Annotated in this window: 18 protein-coding genes; 9 read left to right on the top strand and 9 right to left on the bottom strand. The window is 65.1% G+C overall.

Annotated features, from left to right (window positions below):
- Window positions 1-135 precede the first annotated feature (135 nt).
- Window positions 136-2,046: a methyl-accepting chemotaxis protein gene (locus AC07WS_RS05445; RefSeq protein WP_494728086.1), complete on the top strand. Its 1,911-nt coding sequence runs from the start codon at window positions 136-138 to the stop codon at window positions 2,044-2,046.
- A 7-nt stretch (window positions 2,047-2,053) separates the two neighbouring features.
- Here the strand turns inward: AC07WS_RS05445 and AC07WS_RS05440 are convergent, their stop codons facing one another.
- A complete protein-coding gene (locus AC07WS_RS05440) occupies window positions 2,054-2,608 on the bottom strand; it encodes an AAA family ATPase (RefSeq protein ID WP_494728085.1) in 555 nt (184 codons plus the stop codon).
- Window positions 2,605-3,246 (bottom strand): glutathione S-transferase family protein, encoded by a 642-nt coding sequence (locus AC07WS_RS05435; protein WP_494728924.1) that lies wholly within the window; start codon window positions 3,244-3,246, stop codon window positions 2,605-2,607. The genes AC07WS_RS05440 and AC07WS_RS05435 overlap by 4 nt, the downstream gene beginning before the upstream one ends.
- A 240-nt stretch (window positions 3,247-3,486) precedes the next feature.
- On the opposite strand from AC07WS_RS05435, the gene AC07WS_RS05430 reads away from it, so the two are divergent.
- Window positions 3,487-5,472, top strand: coding sequence for a serine hydrolase domain-containing protein (locus AC07WS_RS05430; RefSeq protein ID WP_494728084.1), 1,986 nt, complete (start codon window positions 3,487-3,489; stop codon window positions 5,470-5,472).
- A gap of 15 nt (window positions 5,473-5,487) precedes the next feature.
- Here AC07WS_RS05430 and AC07WS_RS05425 read toward each other — a convergent pair whose 3' ends face one another.
- Genes AC07WS_RS05425 through AC07WS_RS05405 form a run of 5 tightly spaced genes read right to left on the bottom strand, consistent with a single transcriptional unit; the run spans window position 5,488 to window position 8,857 of the window.
- Entirely contained in the window at window positions 5,488-5,829 is a 342-nt protein-coding gene (locus AC07WS_RS05425; protein ID WP_494728083.1) for a ribonuclease E inhibitor RraB, read from the bottom strand.
- 4 nt (window positions 5,830-5,833) lie between these two features.
- A complete protein-coding gene (locus AC07WS_RS05420; RefSeq protein ID WP_494728082.1) occupies window positions 5,834-6,166 on the bottom strand; it encodes a nucleotidyltransferase domain-containing protein in 333 nt (110 codons plus the stop codon).
- Complete coding sequence (locus AC07WS_RS05415) at window positions 6,156-6,566, bottom strand: nucleotidyltransferase substrate binding protein (RefSeq protein ID WP_494728081.1); 411 nt, start codon at window positions 6,564-6,566, stop codon at window positions 6,156-6,158. The genes AC07WS_RS05420 and AC07WS_RS05415 overlap by 11 nt, the downstream gene beginning before the upstream one ends.
- 57 nt (window positions 6,567-6,623) lie before the next feature.
- Window positions 6,624-8,102 (bottom strand): sensor histidine kinase N-terminal domain-containing protein, encoded by a 1,479-nt coding sequence (locus tag AC07WS_RS05410; RefSeq protein ID WP_494728923.1) that lies wholly within the window; start codon window positions 8,100-8,102, stop codon window positions 6,624-6,626.
- A 23-nt stretch (window positions 8,103-8,125) separates the two neighbouring features.
- Window positions 8,126-8,857: a response regulator gene (locus AC07WS_RS05405; protein ID WP_494728080.1), complete on the bottom strand. Its 732-nt coding sequence runs from the start codon at window positions 8,855-8,857 to the stop codon at window positions 8,126-8,128.
- Between the two features lie 218 nt (window positions 8,858-9,075).
- On the opposite strand from AC07WS_RS05405, the gene AC07WS_RS05400 reads away from it, so the two are divergent.
- The 5 genes from AC07WS_RS05400 (at window position 9,076) to AC07WS_RS05380 (ending at window position 15,280) form a co-directional block, all read left to right on the top strand.
- The gene (locus tag AC07WS_RS05400; protein ID WP_494728079.1) at window positions 9,076-10,143 is read left to right on the top strand and encodes a porin; all 1,068 of its coding nucleotides are present in this window, start codon (window positions 9,076-9,078) and stop codon (window positions 10,141-10,143) included.
- Between the two features lie 88 nt (window positions 10,144-10,231).
- Complete coding sequence (locus tag AC07WS_RS05395) at window positions 10,232-11,203, top strand: Bug family tripartite tricarboxylate transporter substrate binding protein (protein WP_494728078.1); 972 nt, start codon at window positions 10,232-10,234, stop codon at window positions 11,201-11,203.
- A gap of 33 nt (window positions 11,204-11,236) precedes the next feature.
- Entirely contained in the window at window positions 11,237-12,325 is a 1,089-nt protein-coding gene (locus tag AC07WS_RS05390; protein ID WP_494728077.1) for an ABC transporter substrate-binding protein, read from the top strand.
- A gap of 79 nt (window positions 12,326-12,404) precedes the next feature.
- Window positions 12,405-14,180 carry an ABC transporter permease gene (locus tag AC07WS_RS05385; protein WP_494728076.1) on the top strand — a complete coding sequence of 592 codons (1,776 nt, stop codon included), beginning with the start codon at window positions 12,405-12,407 and terminating at the stop codon, window positions 14,178-14,180.
- A 29-nt stretch (window positions 14,181-14,209) separates the two neighbouring features.
- On the top strand, window positions 14,210-15,280 hold the full coding sequence (locus AC07WS_RS05380) for an ABC transporter ATP-binding protein (protein ID WP_494728075.1): 1,071 nt from the start codon (window positions 14,210-14,212) through the stop codon (window positions 15,278-15,280).
- A gap of 80 nt (window positions 15,281-15,360) precedes the next feature.
- Here AC07WS_RS05380 and AC07WS_RS05375 read toward each other — a convergent pair whose 3' ends face one another.
- Both AC07WS_RS05375 and AC07WS_RS05370 read right to left on the bottom strand, forming a co-directional pair.
- On the bottom strand, window positions 15,361-16,017 hold the full coding sequence (locus tag AC07WS_RS05375) for an outer membrane beta-barrel protein (protein ID WP_494728074.1): 657 nt from the start codon (window positions 16,015-16,017) through the stop codon (window positions 15,361-15,363).
- 24 nt (window positions 16,018-16,041) lie between these two features.
- Window positions 16,042-16,671, bottom strand: coding sequence for an energy transducer TonB (locus AC07WS_RS05370; RefSeq protein WP_494728073.1), 630 nt, complete (start codon window positions 16,669-16,671; stop codon window positions 16,042-16,044).
- A 152-nt stretch (window positions 16,672-16,823) separates the two neighbouring features.
- Between AC07WS_RS05370 and AC07WS_RS05365 the strand changes: the two genes are divergently transcribed.
- Together AC07WS_RS05365 and AC07WS_RS05360 are read left to right on the top strand one after the other, a co-directional pair.
- On the top strand, window positions 16,824-17,462 hold the full coding sequence (locus AC07WS_RS05365; RefSeq protein WP_494728072.1) for a response regulator transcription factor: 639 nt from the start codon (window positions 16,824-16,826) through the stop codon (window positions 17,460-17,462).
- Window positions 17,463-17,465: 3 nt separating this feature from the next.
- Complete coding sequence (locus AC07WS_RS05360; protein WP_494728071.1) at window positions 17,466-18,740, top strand: sensor histidine kinase; 1,275 nt, start codon at window positions 17,466-17,468, stop codon at window positions 18,738-18,740.
- Window positions 18,741-18,768: the final 28 nt, after the last annotated feature.

Genomic DNA, 18,768 nt, shown 5'->3' with positions numbered 1-18,768 from the left:
AGCGCCCCTACAGCCTGTTCGATTGGTTGCGTTGTTGGCTGGCACGGAGCGGAAAGTTTATGTTGCGCATGGCAACACTATTCGATTACGCTGATTTACAAATATGCAGGTGCCGATTTAACTTTTGGGGGTGTCATGGCTAGTCTTCTGCGTCGTTTGTCGATCCAGCAAAAACTGATGCTCAGCATGGCGGCCTGCCTGCTGCTGTTCCTGGCGATCTCGGCGACGCTGAGCGTGGTCATGACCGGCAACAGCATCCGCGAGCGCGTGGTGAACCAGGAGCTGCCGGCCGAGGTGGGCGAGATCCGCAACGACATCCTGCGCCAGATCGGCGAGCCGCTGGCGGCCACGCTGTCGGTGAGCGCCAACACCTTCCTGCTGGACTGGGAAAAAGCCGGCCTGCCCGACAGCGGCCTGCCGGCCTGGACCGCGTACGCGGCCAGCATCCGCAAGAGCGCCAAGGCGGCGGCGGTGTCGTGGGTCTCGGCCAGCACCGGCAAGTATTTCGACGACAAGGGCTACAACCGCACGCTGGACAAGGGCGCGGCGGCCGACCAGTGGTTCTATGGCTTCCTCGCCAGCGGCAAGCCGTATTCGCTGAACCTGGACAAGGAGCCGGGCGCCACCACCTACAACGTCTTCATCAACACCCGCTTCGACACCGGCGACGGCAAGATCGGCGTGGCCAGCCTGGGCCTGGCGGTCAACAAGCTGGCCGAGAACATCCGCAGCTACAAGGTGGGCGTGTCCGGCTTCGTGTACCTGGTGCGGCCGAACGGCATGCTGATCGTGCACCACGACACCGCGCTGGCGGACGGCCAGCACTACATGAAGGATCTGCCGGGCTTCAACGCCGAGCTGAGCGCCAAGCTGCTGGGCGGCCAGAACTACGCCAGCGCCGCCTACTCGGCACCGGGCGGCAAGCGCCTGGTGGCGTCGTCGTTCGTGCCGGAGCTGAATATGTACGTGATCGCCGAGGTGCCGGAGTCCGAGGTGCTGGGCGCCGTCACCCGCTCGGTGACGATCTCGGCGCTGGTGGGCGGCCTGGTGGGCGGCGGCATCGGCCTGTTCGTGGTGTTCCTGGTCAGCCGCGCGATCGCCGCGCCGGTGGCGCGCGCCGCGCAGATGCTGGGCGAGATCGCCGACGGCAACGGCGACCTGAGCCGCCGCATGACGGTCGAGAGCGAGGACGAGGTGGGCGCGCTGGCCGACGGCTTCAACCGCTTCGTGTCGTCGCTCAACGCCACCATACGCCAGGTGCGCGACAGCACGGAGACCATCGCCACGGCATCCAGCGAGATCGCCAGCGGCAACCTGGACCTGTCGGCGCGCACCGAGGCGCAGGCGTCCAGCCTGGAGCAGACCGCGTCCGCGATGGAGCAGTTGACGGCCACCGTGACGCAGAACGCGGAAAGCGCCAGGCAGGCCAACCAGCTGGTGCAGTCGGCCTCCGGCTACGCTACCGAGGGCGGCGAGGTGGTGGGCCGTGTGGTGCAGACCATGGTGTCGATCAAGGACAGTTCGCGCAAGATCGTCGACATCATCGGCGTGATCGACGGCATCGCCTTCCAGACCAACATCCTGGCCCTGAACGCGGCGGTGGAAGCGGCGCGCGCGGGCGAGCAGGGACGGGGCTTCGCGGTGGTGGCGTCCGAGGTGCGCAACCTGGCCCAGCGTTCGGCCAGCGCGGCCAAGGAGATCAAGGAACTGATCGGCGATTCGGTGACGAAGGTCGACGCCGGCAGCGTGCTGGTCGACGAGGCCGGCGCCACGATGAGCAAGATCGTGTCGTCGGTGGAGCAGGTGACCAGCATCATGGGCGAGATCGTCGCCGCCAGCCACGAGCAGAGCGAAGGCATCGCGCAGGTCAACCTGGCGGTGACCGAGATCGACAGCACCACGCAGCAGAACGCGGCGTTGGTGGAGGAGGCGGCGGCCGCCGCTGGCTCGTTGCAGGAGCAGGCCGCCAATCTGGCGGAGGTGGTCAGCGTGTTCAAGTTGGAGGACACGCCGCGCGCCGGCGCCGGTCGCCTGGCGCTGCGCTAGGTGCAGTCTACTTGCCGTCCATGGCCACCCGGTCAAGAATGAATGCGAGCCGCTGTTCGACCGATACCTTGGGAAGTACGCACATCGTGTAGCCAGCCTGCGTATATGGCGCCACGGTCGGCTCGAACGAACGGGCCGCGCGCGCAAACGGCGCTTGCCGCCATTGGTCGCAGACGTAAATCTCGGGCCAGGGTTCGGCCACGAACACGGTGTTGGCGTAGCGCCGCGCGTTCGATTCCGCAATGTATGCGGGATCGATGGCCAGGCCTAGCAGCTGCATATGCCCCAGACACTCGGGGATGGCGCGATCAAAAAACACGGGCGGAGGGAGGGACTTCGCCGCGTCGTATGCCCTGATATTCCGCTCCACGACGGCATCCATAAAAGCCTGCAAGTTGGTTCTTGGAAGAAGTGTTCCTCCGAATTTTTCCTGTTCTTGGACGATAGAAAGCGCGGCCTCTGGCACGACTGAAAATCCTTGTTCGCAAAGTGCGTTCAACAGCGTCGACTTGCCGGCGCCGGAAGCGCCGGTGATGACATAAAACTTTTCGCGACTCGTCAAGATTGATCCTTAAACGCCAACTGGGCGGCGAACGCGCGCTGGTACGCAGGGCGCGCTTCTCCGCGCGCGACATACGCGGCCAGGCTGGGGAACTCATTCAGCACACCTGACGGCCGCAGCCTGAGCAGCACCGACACCATGGTCAGGTCGCCTGCGCTGAACGCGCCGTCCAGCCATTCGGCATCCGCCAGGCGGGCGCTGAGCTGGTTCAGGCGATGGCGGATGCGATCGACGATCAGCGGCATGCGCTCTTTGCTCCAGGGCTTGTCTCCCTCCAGAATTTTCGCGGTGACGAGTTCAAGGATCGGCGGCTCCACCGTGTTGAGCGCGGCGAATATCCATGTCACCGCGCGGGCACGGGCGTTGGCCTCGTCCGGCAGCAAACCCGCGTGGCGCGAAGCGATATGGAAGATGATCGCGCCCGACTCGAACAACGCCAGATCGCCTTCCTCATAAGTCGGGATCTGGCCGAAGGGATGAAGCGCCAGATGCGCGGGCTGCTTCATCGCGGCGAACGAAACCGGGCGCACCCCGTAGGGCAGCCCGACCTCCTCAAGCGCCCAGCGAACGCGCGTATCGCGGGCCAGCCCCATGCCGCCGTCGGGCGACCGTTCAAAAGCGGTAATGGTGATTGTCATCATGCTCTCCTGTGATGGTGAATTCCTGCCGTCTCCGAAATGACGACGAACGACGCGCCGCCGAATCGACACGCCGCGAAATGTTTATTGATGTTCGCCGTCGCCGCTCCTGATCGCGCCGCCCATTCATTCCAATTATGCGTCAATGTACGGTAGACTTGTAAATTAACCAAGTTTGCCTATCGTGTGGAAGGCGCGCCGGCCAACCACCTCCACTTCATCCAAATTTCCAGGAACCGCATGAAGCTACCGTTTCGATTTGCCTGCCTGGGCCTGGCCGGCCTGCTGCAGTCGTCCATCGCCCTGGCGGCCGCGCCCGACGCCGTCCGCACCGGCAAGCTGGACGCCGACGCGCCGCTGCTGAGCGGGCACGGAACCCAGCTGACCGGCGCCGTGGACTGGAGCGTGCGGCGTGAAGCCGGCATGACCGTCCTCGATGCGCCCGAGCTCGACGCCGGCCTGGCGCTGGTCGAGGTGGATGCGCCGAATGCCGCCGCCGCGCTCAAGGCCGCCTGGTCGCGCTTCCGGCCCGGGGTGAAACGCGTGGCCGCAAGCCTGACACGCGAGCCGGCCCGCGAAGGCTGGGACGAGCGCGTCGCGGCCGGTTACGAGCTGCCCGCCAACGAACGCAGGGTCGCCAACGCGGTCGCGCTGCGCAGCGGCGGCAAATGGACCGTGGTCGCGCTCGACGGCGCGGTGGCGACCGTGCAAAAGCGCGGCGCCGCGCTGGAGATGATGCGAGGCAGCGTGCATCCGCCGGGCTACGTGCCGGAGTCGTTCGCCGGACGCCAGGCGCATCCGCTGGACGCCGCCCGCATCGCCCGCCTGCGCGCCTTCGTCGCCGACGGCATCCGGCAGCTGCGCATTCCGGGCGCGGCCCTGGCCTTGCTCGATCACGGCCAGGTCGTCTACGAAGGCGGCGTGGGCGTGCGCCGGCACGGCCGGCCGGAACCGGTGGATGCCGACACGCTGTTCATGGCGGCGTCCAACACCAAGGGGATGACGACCTTGTTGCTGGCCTCGCTGGCGGACGAGGGCAAGCTGCGCTGGGAGCAGCCGGTCACCGAGCTCTATCCAGGCTTCAAGCTCGGCGATGCGGACACCACCGCCAAGGTGCGGTTCAAGCACCTGGTGTGCGCCTGCACCGGCCTGCCGCAGCAGAACCTTGAAATGATGTTCGAGTTCGGCCACGCCAGCCCGGCCTCGTCGATCGGCCTGCTGGCGAACATGAAGCCGACCAGCAAATTCGGCGAACTGTACCAGTACAGCAATCTGATGGCGTCGGCGGCCGGCTATATCGGCGGCGCGCTGGCGCACCCCGGCATGGAGCTGGGCGCGGCCTACGACCAGGCGATGCAGGAGCGGATCTTCACGCCGCTCGGCATGCGCGGCACCACCTTCGACCTGGCCAGGGCGACCGGCGGCAACCACGCCAGTCCGCACACCATCGATTACAACAACCAGCTGCGCGTCACCGGCACCGAAATGGACAGCAGCATCGTTCCGCACCGGCCCGCCGGCGGCGCGTGGACCTCCGCGCACGACTTCATCCGCTACGTGCAGCTGGAGGCCAACCAGGGCCGGCTGGAAGACGGACGGCAGCTGGTATCGAGCGCCAACCTGCTGGCGCGCCGCGCTCCCCAGGTGGCGGCCGGCGACGACACGAACTACGGCATGGGCCTGGAGGTGATGAAGGTGAACGGCGTGCAGGTGATCGACCACGGCGGCAGCCTGCCTGGATACAAGAGCAATTTCTTCCTGCTGCCGGAGGCTGGCGTGGGCGCCGTGCTGATGCTCAACGCCGACGAGGGCTATGCGCTGCTGCCGATCTTCCAGCGCTATCTGCTGGAGGTGCTGTACGACGGCAAGCCGGAAGCGGCCGAAGACCTGCGGGTTGCGGCTGCGTCCAGCCGCGCCGGGCACGCCGCCGGACGCGCGCGCTATACGGTGCCGCCCGCGCCCGCCGTGGCCGGCAAGCTCGCCAGGCGCTATCATAGCGAGGAGCTGGGAGAGCTGGCCGTTAGCCGCAAGGGCGGGCAGGCCTTTGTCGATGCGGGGGAATGGAAGACGGCCGTCGCCACCCATGCGAATGCCGACGGCACTGTGTCGCTGCTGACGATTACCCCGGGGCTGGATTTTTTCGAGTTCGTCGTCGGCAGCAAGGGCGGCAAGCGCACGCTCATCTTGCACGATGGTCAGCGTGAATACCTGTTTACTGAAATGTGAGCGGCCTTGCTGTCATCAGACGGCGGGGCCGACGTCCATGCCGTCGTAGGATTCGAGTTGGTGCTCTTCGGCGAACTGGTAGAACTCCTGATTGCGCGCGTGCAGCGTGTCGGCCGTGTGCTTCTCGACCTTTTCAACGTGCAGCCACCACAGCGCCGGCGTTTCCGCCTCCGGCTTGGAGTCGTAGATGCCGACCACCTGGTAGCCCTTGGCCTTCAGCTGCGCCGAAGCGTCTTCGAGTTTGCTCTTGGTCGGGTCGGCGAAAAAATAGCCCCACAACAGCGGCTTGGAACTATCCCACGGCGCGTTCTGCTTCATGTCGGCAAACAGCTCGACCATGTCTTCTTTGGTGATCATCTACTTATTCCTTCTTGCGGTGATAGAACGACACGCCCACTCTTTCGATATGGGCCAGCAGTTCCGGGTTGTCGATCCGGTCGCGGATCGACAAGTCTATTTTGTAGGGCAACAGCAGGTCGTCCAATTCGTTCTCTATCCTGAGCAGCAGCGGCATGTTCAAGCCGGCGCCGATCAGACACAGGTCGATGTCCGAGCCGCGCCTGAAAGTGCCCTTGGCCCGCGAGCCATACAGGATCGCCTGTTCGACCTCGGGATGCGCCGAGAAGACAGCACCCATGCTGCGCACGACGCTGGACTTCAATCCGAATACGAGCGGTTCCAATTCATGCGACATCGGCGAGCTCCGTCATTTTCCGTTCGAAGGCGGTGAACAATGCGAAGTAATGGTCCAATATCAGGCCGGCGATTTCGTCGGCGGTTTCCTTGTTATAGGTATGCGCCGACTGGTTGCGGCTCTTGATCATACCCATCCAGTTTTCGCCGTCGCTCAGCAGGCCGTACTGAAATGCCTCGCGCGTCGCATCGCGGGAGCCGCTGATACTGCTGTTGCCCTGATAGTGAAAATAATCCTTCATCACGTTCCACGCCAGTTCGTGCGTGAATTCGAACGCCTTGATCAGGCCTTGCTGCTCAAGCTCGTTCAGGGGGCCGTGATCGACGAATTTCTTAAGCTGCGTCAGCGCGCGCCGGTAATTCGACAGGCGCTGCAGCCAGCGGATGTCCTGCTCGCTCATGATATGCCCCGGACGCTAACGTTATTGGGCGTATTTTACCGCAGCGGCGGTGGCGGGTCAGGCGCGGGAGAAGGTGACGGTGACTTTGAGGCCCTGGCCGCCGGCGGCGGCGTCCAGCGCGATGGCGGCGCCGTGCAGCGTCGCGATGTCGCGCACGATGGCCAGGCCCAGGCCTGCGCCGCCGGGGTTGCGCTCCAGCGTGGCGGCGGCGCGGTAGAAGGGCGCGAACACCCGCTCGCGCTCGGCCGGCGCGATGCCCTGGCCGCTGTCCTCCACTTCCAGCACCACGCCGCCGGCGTCCGGCCGCACCCGCAGCGTCACCGTGCCGCCCTGCGGCGTGTAGCGCAGCGCGTTGTCCACCAGGTTGGCGATCATCTCGTGCAGCAGCAAGGCCTGGCCCTGCACCACGCATTCGTTGTCCGCCTCCAGTGAGAGGTCGATCTGCTTGGCCACCGCCGCCATCGCCATCTCCAGCCCGACCTGGCGCGCGATGTCGCGCAGCGAGGCCGGCTCGGACTGGGCCACCGCGCCGTCGGCGTCGCCGCCATGTTCGATGCGCGCCAATGTCAGCAGGCGGTTGGCCAGGTTGACCGTGGAATCGGTGGTGGCGGCGATGCTGTGGACGATCTCGCGCAGCGCGGCGCGCGTGGCCTGCGGATCGGCGCCGGGCCGGTCGCATTCGCGCAGCGCCAGTTCGGCCTGCGTCTTCAGCACCGTCAGCGGCGTGCGCAATTGGTGCGAGGCGTCGGCGATGAAGCGGCGCTGGCTGCTGATCAGGATATGCAGGCGCGAACGGGAGCTGTTCATCGCCGCCACCAGCGGCCGCACCTCCTTGTGCACCAGTGTCGGATCGACGTCGGACGAATCATTGAGGCTGCGCGTCTCCACCGCGATCTTCAGCCGCATCAGCGGTTGCAGCACCAGCCGCACGGCGAACCACACCAGCAGCGCCACCGCCAGCAGCAGCAAGGCTTGCCATGCCAGCGTGTCGAACAGGATCTGGTTGGACAGGCCGCGCCGCGCCTCCAGCGTTTCGCCCACCTGGATCAGCGCGATGCCGCGCATCGAACTGTCGTACACCGGCTGCAGCAGCGCGGCGATGCGCACCGGCTGGCCGTTGTAGTTGGCGTGATAGAAGCGCACCAGCGCCGGATAGGCCTCCGAGCGCGGCACGTTGGCCGGCACCGGCGGCAGGTCGGCATAGCCGGACACGGTCTCGCCGGTGATGCCGGTGACTTTGTAGTAGATGCGGCCCAGCGTATCGGTCTCGAAGCTGTCCAGCGCCACGTAGGGCACGTCCGCCACCACCTTGCCGTCGACGATGGAGACGCGCTCCGCCAGCGCGCGCGTGGAGGCCAGCAGCGAGCGGTCGTAGGCGACATCGGCGGCGTCCAGCGCGTTGTGGTAGACCGACAGCGTGTTCAACGCCACCAGCACCAGCAAGGGTCCCAGCAGCCAGCGCAGCAGCTGGCCGCGCAGGCTGCCCAGCGGCGCGCTCGGCCCGAAGCGGCGCGCCAGCCTGGCCAGCATCGGCATGCGGAGGCCTGCCTTGGCCAACGTCAGCCGCCCTTGGCGCCGCCGTCCGGCGCAGGCGCAGGCGCTGGCGCGGGCCGCGGTTGCAGCAGGTAGCCGATGCCGCGCAGCGTGGTGATGACGGCGGCATCCGGCGCGGCGATGTCGAGCTTCTTGCGCACGCGGTGGATATACAGCTCGATCGCATCGAGGTTGGCGTCGTCCGCCAGCGCGAACACTTCGTCGAACAGCTTCTCCTTCGACACCGCGCGGCCGGAGCGCGTGATCAGCGTCTCCAGCACCGCGTGTTCGCGCGGCGTGAGCGCCAGCGGGGCGCCGGCGTAGCTGAACATGCGCGTGACGGTGTCGAAACTGAGCGCGCCGCAGCTGTGCACCAGCGCCTCGTTGCCGACGCTGCGGCGCAGCAGCGCTTTCACGCGCGCTTCCAGTTCGGCCAGTTCGAACGGCTTGGCCAGGTAATCGTCTGCGCCCAGGTTCAGGCCCTGCACGCGGTCTTCCAGCCCGCCGCGCGCGGTCAGTATCAGCACGGGCGTCTGGCCGCGCGGGCCGCCGCGCGCGCGCAGGCGCTTGAGCACTTCCAACCCGTCCATGCGCGGCAAGGTCAGGTCGAGTATCAGCAGCGCGTAGTCCTGGGTGTGCAGCAGGGCGTCGGCGTCGGCGCCGTTGTCCGCGCATTCCACCGTCAGGTTGGCGTCGCGCAGGGCTTTGGACAGCCAGTGCGATAACTCGGTGTGGTCTTCAACTAACAGAATACGCATAAATTCTTGCCAACCATATGAAATAAGTTCAGTGTAAGGCCAGAATCATGGTCTCAGCCGCCTCAAAAGGGAAGCCCCTGCCTGATTTGTGGTGCATGGACGACAGGAATCCGTACCTGAACAGCAGTGAAAGGTAATTGAAAGGAAGTGACTCCTATAGTGGCAGCCTGATTGCATCGATCAGGCTACACAAATAACTACATCCTCTGGAGACATACATGAAGAAAACCTCGTTGACCCTCGCTATCATGGCCTTGGCGGCAGCCGCTGGCGGCGCCGCTCACGCCCAATCGAATGTGCAGGTCTACGGCTTGCTGGACGTCGGCATGGAAACGGCCAACAACAAATCGGCAACCGGTGGCAGCCAGACCAGCGTGATCTCGGGCGGCATGAACACTTCGCGTTGGGGCCTGCGTGGCAGCGAAGACCTGGGCGGCGGCCTGAAAGCCATCTTCAACCTGGAAGGCGGCATCCTGATGGACACCGGCGCGCAGGACGGCGTGCTGTTCAAGCGCCAGGCCACGGTCGGCCTGGAAGGCGCATTTGGCCGCGTGGTTGTCGGCCGTTCGTTCAGCAGCGTGTACGACACCGTGATCGCCTACGATCCGATGGGCTTTGCGCCTTACTACTCGTGGGCGACCTCCGGCCCTGCGACCGGTCCCAGCAAATACGGCTTCACCACCGCCTACGATAACCTGATCAAGTACTCCGGCACTGTCGGCGACTTCAAGTTCGGCGCCAACTACGCCGCCGGCGAGCAGACCACCGGCGCGCAGGACAGCGCCAAATACGGCTTCACCGGCGCCTACAACCTGGGCGCCGTGAACCTGATGGCGACCTGGGAGCGCAACAACGGCAACACCGTTCCAGCCACCGGCAACCGTGACAAGAACACCGTCTGGCACCTGGGCGCGAACTATGAAAACGGCCCGTTGAAACTGTGGGGCGTGGTGCGCGACTACAAGCTGGTCGCCGGCAAGGCGCTGACCGCCGATGTCGACGCCACCACCACCTGGGCCGGCATCGCGTACAAGACCAACGAGGTGACCACGCTGACCGGCGCGGTCTATCACGTCAACGTCAAGAACGTCGCCGCCGGCAAGGACGCCGATCCCACCATGTACGTGCTGCGCTATCGCTACGCACTGTCCAAGCGCACCGACCTGCATATGACGGCTGCCTACGCCAAGGCCAAGAATGGCCAGCTGACCGGCCTGTCGCGCGACGACGCCGGCTTCGGCACCAGCCAGCACGGCCTGGTCGTCGGCATGCAGCACCGCTTCTAAGCCAAAGAAAAGAACGCGGCGTTTTTCAGGAAAACGCCGCGTTCTGAAAGCGCTTTGAAAGCTTCACCGTTCTAAGATACCTACCAAGATGACTAAAGTTTTGCTGGCTTTGATTGCCTCGCTCCTACTGGGCGCGGCAGCGCAAGCGGCAGGCCTGGAGTGCATCGTGCCGTCCAAGCCGGGCGGCGCGATGGACCTCACGTGCAAGCTGGCGCAAAAGGGTTTGCAGGGCTTGAGCGGCACGCCGAAGCCGCCGCCGTCGGATATGCACATCAGCTATCTGCCGGGCGGGATAGGCGCGGTGGCCTGGCATTCGCTGGTGTCGCAGCGGCGCGCGGAGCCGAACACGCTGGTGGCCTTTTCGGGCGGCTCGCTGCTCAATCTGGCGCAGGGCAAGTTCGGCAAGGCCAAGTCCTCCGATGTACGCTGGGTGGCGGCGCTGGGCGCCGACTACGGCATGATCGCGGTGCGCGCCGATTCGCCCTACAAGACGCTGGGCCAGCTGGTGGCGGCGCTGAAGGATCATCCCGAGAAGGTGCTGATCGGCGTGTCCGGCACCATCGGCAGCCAGGACTGGCTGAAGATGGCGATGGTGGTCAAGACCGCCGGCGTCGATCCGAAGGTGCTGCGCTTCGTGGCGCTGGAGGGCGGCGGCGAGGCCTTCGCCGCGATGCACGCGAATCTGGTGCAGGTGGTGTCGGGCGACGCCAGCGAGGCCACGCTGTACGCGGCCGGCGGCAACACCCGGGTGCTGGCGATCCTGGCCGAGCACCGGCTGCCGGGCGTGTTGGCGAATGCGCCGACGGCGCGCGAGCAGGGCATCGATGTGGTGTGGCCGATCATCCGGGGCCTCTGGATGGGGCCACAAGTGCCGGAAGCGGATTATCAGCACTGGGTCTCGAGCTTCGACCGCGTGCTGGCCAGTCCGCAGTTCGCGCAGATGCGCGCGGCGTCGGGTCTGTTCCCGTTTGGGCTGACCGGCGATGCGCTGGCAGCATATGTAAAAAAGGCCGTGGACGATTACGGCAGGCGCGCCGCCGAACTCGGTCTGGTGCGCTGAACACCAATACCTATAAAACGACGGAGACAAAAAATGATGTTGAAAACGACTTTGGCCGCTGCATGCGCCACCCTGTTCGCAAGCGCCGCCTTTGCCCAGGTGCCGGCCGGCTATCCCGCCGACTACCAGAAGATCATCGACGGCGCCAAGAAGGAGGGCAAGCTGGTGATCTACGGCGCCACCGACAGCAAGGCCACCCAGCCGCTGATCAAGGATTTCAACGCGCTCTACCCCGGCATCACCGTCGAATACAACGACATGAACTCCACCGAGGTGTACAACCGCTTCATCTCCGAAGTGGCGGCCGGCGGCAACACCGCCGACGGCCTGTGGTCCTCCGCGATGGACCTGCAGATGCGCCTGGCCTCCGACGGCTACGCGCTCAAATACAAATCGGTCGAAGCGTCCAAGATCCCCGGCTGGGCGGTGTGGGACGACCAGGCCTACGGCACCACCTTCGAGCCGGCCGCCATCGTCTACAACAAGCGCCTGATGGACGCCAAGGAAGTGCCGCAGACGCACGCCGATTTCGCCAAGCTCATTACGCAGCCCAAGTTCAAGGACAAGGTCACCACCTACGACATCGAGAAGTCCGGCGTCGGCTTCATGTTCATGACCCAGGACGCGCGCGAGAATCCGAAGTTCCTGGATCTGGAAAACGCCTTCGGCGTGGCCAAGGTGCGCGTGCAGTCGTCCACCGGCACCATGATGGAGCGTATCTCGTCGGGCGAGAACCTGATCGGCTACAACGTGCTGGGCTCCTACGCGCTGGTGCGCGCCAAGACCGATCCGTCGATCGGCGTGGTGCTGCCCAAGGATTACACGCTGATCCTGTCGCGCGTATTCTTCATCAACAAGGCCGCCAAGAACGCCAACGCCGCCAAGCTGTGGCTGGACTACCTGCTGTCGCACCGCGGCCAGACCATCATCGCCAACGATTCCAAGCTGTTCGCGATCCGTGCCGACGTCACCGGCGAGACCACGTCGGCGGACCTGATCAAGCAGATCGGCAAGGACAACATCAAACCGGTGCCGGTCCATCCTATCGTGCTGCAGTTCCTGGGGCCGGCCAAACGCATGGCCTTCCTCAAGCAGTGGAAAGAAACCGCAGGTAAGAAGTAATCGTTCCACCCGCCCGTGAAACCCGCCCGCTGTCCTGCGGGCCGGGCGTCCGCACGCGCACGTACACAACGGAATTCCTATGCAAACTCTGACTCTCCAAGGCTCCGGCCGGCGCAGCATCAACTGGACGCGCGGCGTGGTGGTGACGCTGGCCGCCACCGCCATCTTCCTGCCGCTGCTGCTGATTTTCTACCAAAGCTTTTTGAACGCGCCGTTCTTCATGCCCGCCAAGGAGCTGGGCCTGGACGCCTACCGCTTCATCTTCGACGATCCCGATTTCTCGGTGGCCTTCAAGAACGCCTTCCTGCTGGCCGCCGGCCTGACCGCCATCGCCGTGCCGCTGGGCGGCATGCTGGCCTTCCTGATGATACGCACCGACCTGCCGGGCCGCGGCTTCATCGCGCCGATGCTGCTGGTGCCGATCTTCGTCTCGCCGATGGTGATGGGCTTCGGCTACGTGGTCTCGATGGGTCCTGTGGGCTTCTACTCGCTGTGGGCCAAGGACATCCTCGGCTTCATCCCGTGGAACATCTACTCCTTCACCAGCATCGTGGTGATCGCCGGCCTGACGCACGTGCCGCACGTCTACCTGTACGCCTCGTCCGCGCTGAAAAGCCTGGGCTCCGACGTCGAGGAGGCGGCCCGCGTGACCGGCGCCTCGCCGCTGCAGGTGATGTTCAACGTCTCGCTGCCGATGATCACCCCGGCGCTGGCGTATGCGGCGGTGCTGGTGTTCTTCCTCGGCTTCGAGGTGTTCGGCCTGGTGCTGGTGCTGGGCGACCCGGAAGGCCACCTGGTGCTGGCGACCTATCTGTACAAGCTGACCAACAAACTGGGCACGCCGTCCTACCACCTGATGGCCGCCGTCGCCGTCTGCCTGGTGATGGTGACGATGCCGCTGGTGATGATCCAGCGCTGGCTGCTCAAGTCGGCCAACAAGTTCGTCTCGATCAAGGGCAAGGGCGCGCGTTCGAAGTCCATGCCGCTCGGTAAATGGAAGTGGCTGGCCTTCGCGCTGATCTTCGCCTGGCTGATGTTCACCATCATCATGCCGATGTCGGGCATCGTGCTGCGCTCCTTCGTGCAGTACTGGGGCGAGGGCGTCAACCTGCGCGACGTGCTGACGCTGCAGCACTTCCGCGAGATCATGGAGCAGCCGGCGCTGATGCGCGGCATCCTCAACACCGTCCTGATCGGCGTGATCGGCGGCGCCTTCGCGGTGATCTGCTACTGCGCCATCGCGCTGGCCATGCACCGCAAGCCGGACGGCGTGACCCGCTTCCTGGACTACAGCGTGCTGGTGCCGCGCGCCGTGCCTGGCCTGCTGGCCGGCCTGTCCTTCCTGTGGGTGTTCCTGTTCGTCCCGAGCTGGCTCGATGGCATGTTGAAGGGCATGGACAACGGCGTGGCCCTGTGGCTGAGCGAGAACGCGATACCGCTGCTGCGCTCCGTGCGCTCGACCATCTTCGCCCTGTGGCTGGCGTATTCGGTGGTGTGGCTGGCCTACGGCATGCGGCTGATCTCCACCGCGCTGCTGCAGGTGGGGCCGGAACTGGAGGAGGCGGCGCGCGCGGTCGGCGCATCGCGCGGCCAGGTGACGCGCGACGTCACCATCCCGCTGGTCAAATACGGCCTGCTGGGCGCATGGCTGATGGTGTTCCTGATCTTCGAGCGGGAGTATTCGACCGGCGTGTACCTGCTCTCGCCGGGCACCGAGGTGATAGGCGCGATGCTGGTGTCGCTGTGGGCCACCGGCTCCACCGACCTGGTGGCGGCGCTATCGTTCATCAATATTTCGCTGGTGGCCATCGGCCTGGGCGTGGCCCTGCGCTTTGGCGTGAAGCTGCATAATTAAGTCAAAATAAAATGAAACGAGACCTCATCATGAACGAACTGACCGTCAACGACCTGCATCTGGACTACGGCACCGGCGCCCACGCCAACCCGATCCTGAAGGGCGTGTCCATGCACCTGCAAAAAGGCGAAGTGGTGGCGTTGCTGGGCCCTTCGGGCAGCGGCAAGACCACGCTGCTGCGCGCCGTGGCGGGACTGGAAAGCCCGAAGCAGGGCACCATCTCGATCGGCGACCGCAATGTGTTCGACGGCGCGAAGAACTTCGAGATGGCGGCCGAGCACCGCAACCTGGGCCTGGTGTTCCAGTCCTACGCGCTGTGGCCGCACAAGACGGTGTTCGACAACGTCGCCTATGGCCTCAAGCTGCGCAAGATGGGCAGCAGCGAGATCAAGGACAAAGTCGCCGACGTGCTGAAGAACCTGGGCCTGGGCCACCTGGCCGAGCGCTTCCCGCACCAGCTGTCGGGCGGCCAGCAGCAGCGCGTGGCGATCGCGCGGGCGCTGGTGTACAACCCGCCGGTGATTTTGCTGGACGAGCCGCTGTCCAATCTGGACGCCAAGCTGCGCGAAGAAGCGCGCGCCTTCCTGCGCGAGCTGATCGTGCGACTGGGCCTGTCGGCGTTGATGGTCACGCACGACCAGGCCGAGGCGATGGCGATCTCCGACCGCATCCTGCTGCTCAACAACGGCAAGATCGAGCAGCAAGGCACGCCGCAAAGCATGTACGAAACGCCGGACACCCTGTTCACCGCCGAATTCATGGGCAGTAACAACCGCCTGCCGGCCAAGGTGGTGCAGCGCGATGGCGCCAACGTGACGCTGGCCGTCGGCGCCGCGCCGCTGCGGGCGACCGCGCGCGGCGCCGGCGGCGGCGAGCCGTCCACCATCATCCGCGTGGAGGAAGTGAAGATCAGCGCGACGCCGGTGGAGAACGCGATCGAGCTGCCGCTGCTGACCTGCATGTACCTGGGCGACCGTTTCGAGTGCCTGTTCAAGAGCGAGTCCGGCCCGGAGATGAGCTTGCGCGCCTATTCCAAGTACAAGCTGGAAGCGGGCAAGTACTGGCTGCAGATGCCGGCCGATAAACTCTGGGTGTTCTGACGTGAAAAAGCCCCCGTCGGACTGGACGCGATCGAGATCGCGCCCAGTACCGGCGGGGGCTTTTTGCCTGGTGCGGGAGCTTAGAAGCTGTAACGCACGCCGGCCGAGAACATGTCGGCCTTGACGTTGATGTCGCCGTCTTTAGCGACTTTGCCGAAGTTTTCGTATTCAGCCACGAAGCTGACTTTCTGGTTCAGCGCGAACGATGCGCCAACGCTGATGTATGGGGTGGTGCGGTTTTCGCTGCCGGACAGGGTGTCGCGGCCGACGGCGGCGGTCACTTTTTCGTGGGCGGTTGCGATGCCCAGTTTGCCGAACAACGAGAACTGTTCGTTCAGCGGCAGGGTGCCAGTGGCGGCAACGTAGAAGGCCGATGGCTTGGAGGTGGCTTTTGCGCCGTTGCCGGAGATCGACACTTCACGCAGGTCGGCGTAACCGATTTCGGCGCCGAAGTTCTTGTTGTAGTTGTAGCCGCCAACCAGCTTGTAAGCGGTGGTGCTTTCTTTGAGCGATACCAGTACCAGATCCGCTTTTTGTTCTGCACGGCCGATGTTGCCGCCGACGTAGTAGCCTTCAGCCTGAACTGCCAGTGGAGCTGCCAGAGCGGCGATCATTGCGATTGCGGTGATGTGTTTCATTATTTTTGTTCCTGAAGTGGCTAAAAATGCGAAACGGAACAGCCGGCTCGTACCAACGTTCCGTTTCACGTGGGCAACATTATACAGTTTGATACTCAATTCTGCAAGTTGCCTCAAGGCATCTTAGTCATCCAGGCTCCAGACATACTGCATTTTGGTCCACGATTGCTGCGGCACGCCGTCCACGGTGCCGGGCTTGAAGCGGCACAGTCCCAGCCCGGTTTGCGCGGCGCGGTCCAGCTCGCGGAAGCCGCTCGATTTCTCCACTCTTGAATCGGCCACCCGGCCGTCGACGCCGATCAGCAGGGCCAGCGTGACGGTGCCGGTGTCGCCGTTGCGCAGCGCGGATTTTGGATAGTCCGGCTTGGCGCAGGCCTTGGCGTCCACCACCGCCGCCACCAGCTGCGGCGCGGCCTTGACCACCGTTTTCGCGCCCGGATCGGCGATGCCGGTCGGCGTGGGCTGGGCCGGTTGCTGTTCGCTCAGCGGACGCGCCGTCACGGTCGGCGGATTGGACGGCAGCACCGGCGTTTCCACCTGCGGCACGAAGATGTCCGGCGGCGCCAGCTTGGGCAGCGGCACGTCGGGCGGCAGCACTTGCGGCGGCGGCACGGGTGCGGTCGGCGTCAGGTCGATCACCGATTCCTTGACCTTGAAGATCGTCAGCTTGGAGCCATGCAGGAAGGCGGCCAGCAGCGCCACATGCAGCACGGCCACGACGGTGAGACCGGTAAGGTTCTTTTTCTGATGCATAACTGCTCCTTGGTGGTGGTGGGGATTGCTATGTGTTGGAAGTATACTATTCCATGTCATGGCAAAATAACAGGTTGTTTGTGGAATTTTTTGCGCCAGACTGCTGTGGTATGCTTCCACCGGCGAGTAGTAAATATTCCTGGAGGTAGCAAGTGAAAAAGATACGGGTCATGCTGGCGGACGATCATCCGATCGTGATGACGGGCTTCGCGATGTCGTTGGAAGGGCAGGGGCTGGACGTGGTGGCGCAGGCGCGCACGCCGGAGGAGGCGCTGGAGCAGTACAAGCGCCACAAGCCGGACGTGGCGGTGCTGGACATCCGCTTCGGCGAGCAGCTGACCGGGCTGGACGTGGCCAGGCAGATGCTGGCCCACACGCCGGACGCGGCCATCGTCTTCCTCAGTCAGTTCGACCAGGACAGCCTGATCAAGGAGACCTACCGCCTGGGCGGCCGCGCCTTCATGACCAAGGACTGCGACCCGGCCGACTTGGCGGCGGCGGTGCGGCGCGCGCATGACGGCGAGCTGTACTTCCTGCCGCACATCGCCGAGCGGCTGGCCAATCTGTCGGTGCGCGGCGACGCGTCGCCGCAGTCGCAGCTCGACGAGCGCGCGCTGGAGATATTCACGCTGATGGCCGAGGGCCTGACCAACGCGGAGATCGCCGAGAAGCTCGACGTCTCCACCAAGACCATCAGCAACATCAGCCAGGCGGTGAAGGAGAAGCTGGGCGTGCACCGGCCGGCCTACATCACGCGGCTGGCCGTCAAGTACGGCCTGATCGAGCCGTAGCCGATGCGGCTTGATGTCTGGCGCCACTGGAGCGTGCGCGCGCGGCTGCTGTGCGTGACCGTGATCCCGCTGGCCTATATGTTCAGCACCTTTGTCTGGTACGCCTACCATTCGCGCCTGTCCGAGGTGCACGAGGAGATGGCCGAGCGCGGCCCGCTGGTGGCCAAGGTGCTGGCGCAGAGCAGTGAGGTCAGCCTGCTGTCGCACCGCTACGACGACCTCAAACTGACCATCCACGGCCTGCTGCAATCGGACACCAGCATCGACCGCATCGAGGTGCTGGACGCGCAGCGCCATGAGCTGGTGCAGGCCTCCGCGCACGCGCCGGGCCAGCCGGACGCCCGCTACTACGAGGCGCCCATCCTCAAGCGCCTGATGTTCGTGACCATGCTGGCGGCCGACGGCAAGCCGTATCTGAAGGACCGGCCGGCCGGCAGCAGCAGCGCGGTCGAGACCATGGGCTATGTGCGGGTGACGATGTCGCCGTCGGCGCTGCTGCTGAAACAGACGCGCCGCTTCTACGTCGAGCTGCTGGTGGCCAGCCTTGGCCTGCTGGTGTGCGCGCTGTTGGCATGGCAGCTGTCGCAAGGCTTGAACGCCTCGCTGCAGGCGTCGATGCAGGCGCTGCGCGCGGCCGACGCCGAGAAGCGGCGCCTGATCCGCAAGGTCAACACGGCCGTCGAGGATGAGCGCAAGAGCATCGCGCTGGAGATCCATGACGAATTGAACGCCACGCTGATCGCCGCGCGGCTGGAGGCGCAGCGCATCGTCGACGTCAGCGCGGAGGGCGAGGTGCGCGAGCGCGCGCAGTCCATCATCAGGCTGGCGCTGGGGCTCTACAACAGCGGCCGCACGCTGGTGCGGCGCCTGCGTCCCGAGGTGCTGGACATGCTCGGGCTGGACGGCGCGGTGGAGGAGATGGTGCGCCACTACGACGGCGCGCACGCCGGCTGCCGCTACCTGTTCCGCGCCGACGGCGACTTCGCGCAACTGGAGAGCGGCATCGGCATCTCGGCCTACCGCATCGTGCAGGAGGCCTTGTCCAACATCGCCAAACACGCGCGCGCCACGCAGGTGACGGTGGCGCTGACGCTGGACGCGGCGGGCCTGCGCATGGAGATCGCCGACAACGGCAGCGGCTACGACGCGGCGCTGGCGTCGGCGGGCATCGGCATCGTCGGCATGCGCGAGCGCGTGGCCGCCTTCGAGGGCCGCATCGACATCGCCACCGCCATCGGCGCCGGCACCCGCATCGCCATCTTCATTCCGCAGCCTTGAAGCCATTCGGTGTATAGTCAAACCGTGA

The sequence above is a fragment of the Duganella sp. GW821-FHT01E12 genome, from assembly GCF_059422325.1.
Note: the sequence above shows the minus strand (reverse complement) of the source record. Positions and strands in the feature narration are given on the sequence as shown.

Bases quoted from the DNA above. Each gene is read 5' to 3' on its own strand.
- AC07WS_RS05395 (WP_494728078.1), top strand. From the start codon at position 10,232: ATGACTAAAGTTTTGCTGGCTTTGATTGCCTCGCTCCTACTGGGCGCG.
- AC07WS_RS05430 (WP_494728084.1), top strand. From the start codon at position 3,487: ATGAAGCTACCGTTTCGATTTGCCTGCCTGGGCCTGGCCGGCCTGCTG.
- AC07WS_RS05400 (WP_494728079.1), top strand. From the start codon at position 9,076: ATGAAGAAAACCTCGTTGACCCTCGCTATCATGGCCTTGGCGGCAGCC.
- AC07WS_RS05380 (WP_494728075.1), top strand. From the start codon at position 14,210: ATGAACGAACTGACCGTCAACGACCTGCATCTGGACTACGGCACCGGC.
- AC07WS_RS05420 (WP_494728082.1), bottom strand. From the start codon at position 6,166: ATGTCGCATGAATTGGAACCGCTCGTATTCGGATTGAAGTCCAGCGTC.
- AC07WS_RS05390 (WP_494728077.1), top strand. From the start codon at position 11,237: ATGATGTTGAAAACGACTTTGGCCGCTGCATGCGCCACCCTGTTCGCA.
- AC07WS_RS05410 (WP_494728923.1), bottom strand. From the start codon at position 8,102: ATGCCGATGCTGGCCAGGCTGGCGCGCCGCTTCGGGCCGAGCGCGCCG.
- AC07WS_RS05445 (WP_494728086.1), top strand. From the start codon at position 136: ATGGCTAGTCTTCTGCGTCGTTTGTCGATCCAGCAAAAACTGATGCTC.
- AC07WS_RS05425 (WP_494728083.1), bottom strand. From the start codon at position 5,829: ATGATCACCAAAGAAGACATGGTCGAGCTGTTTGCCGACATGAAGCAG.
- AC07WS_RS05415 (WP_494728081.1), bottom strand. From the start codon at position 6,566: ATGAGCGAGCAGGACATCCGCTGGCTGCAGCGCCTGTCGAATTACCGG.
- AC07WS_RS05370 (WP_494728073.1), bottom strand. From the start codon at position 16,671: ATGCATCAGAAAAAGAACCTTACCGGTCTCACCGTCGTGGCCGTGCTG.
- AC07WS_RS05385 (WP_494728076.1), top strand. From the start codon at position 12,405: ATGCAAACTCTGACTCTCCAAGGCTCCGGCCGGCGCAGCATCAACTGG.
- AC07WS_RS05435 (WP_494728924.1), bottom strand. From the start codon at position 3,246: ATGACAATCACCATTACCGCTTTTGAACGGTCGCCCGACGGCGGCATG.
- AC07WS_RS05405 (WP_494728080.1), bottom strand. From the start codon at position 8,857: ATGCGTATTCTGTTAGTTGAAGACCACACCGAGTTATCGCACTGGCTG.
- AC07WS_RS05360 (WP_494728071.1), top strand. From the start codon at position 17,466: ATGCGGCTTGATGTCTGGCGCCACTGGAGCGTGCGCGCGCGGCTGCTG.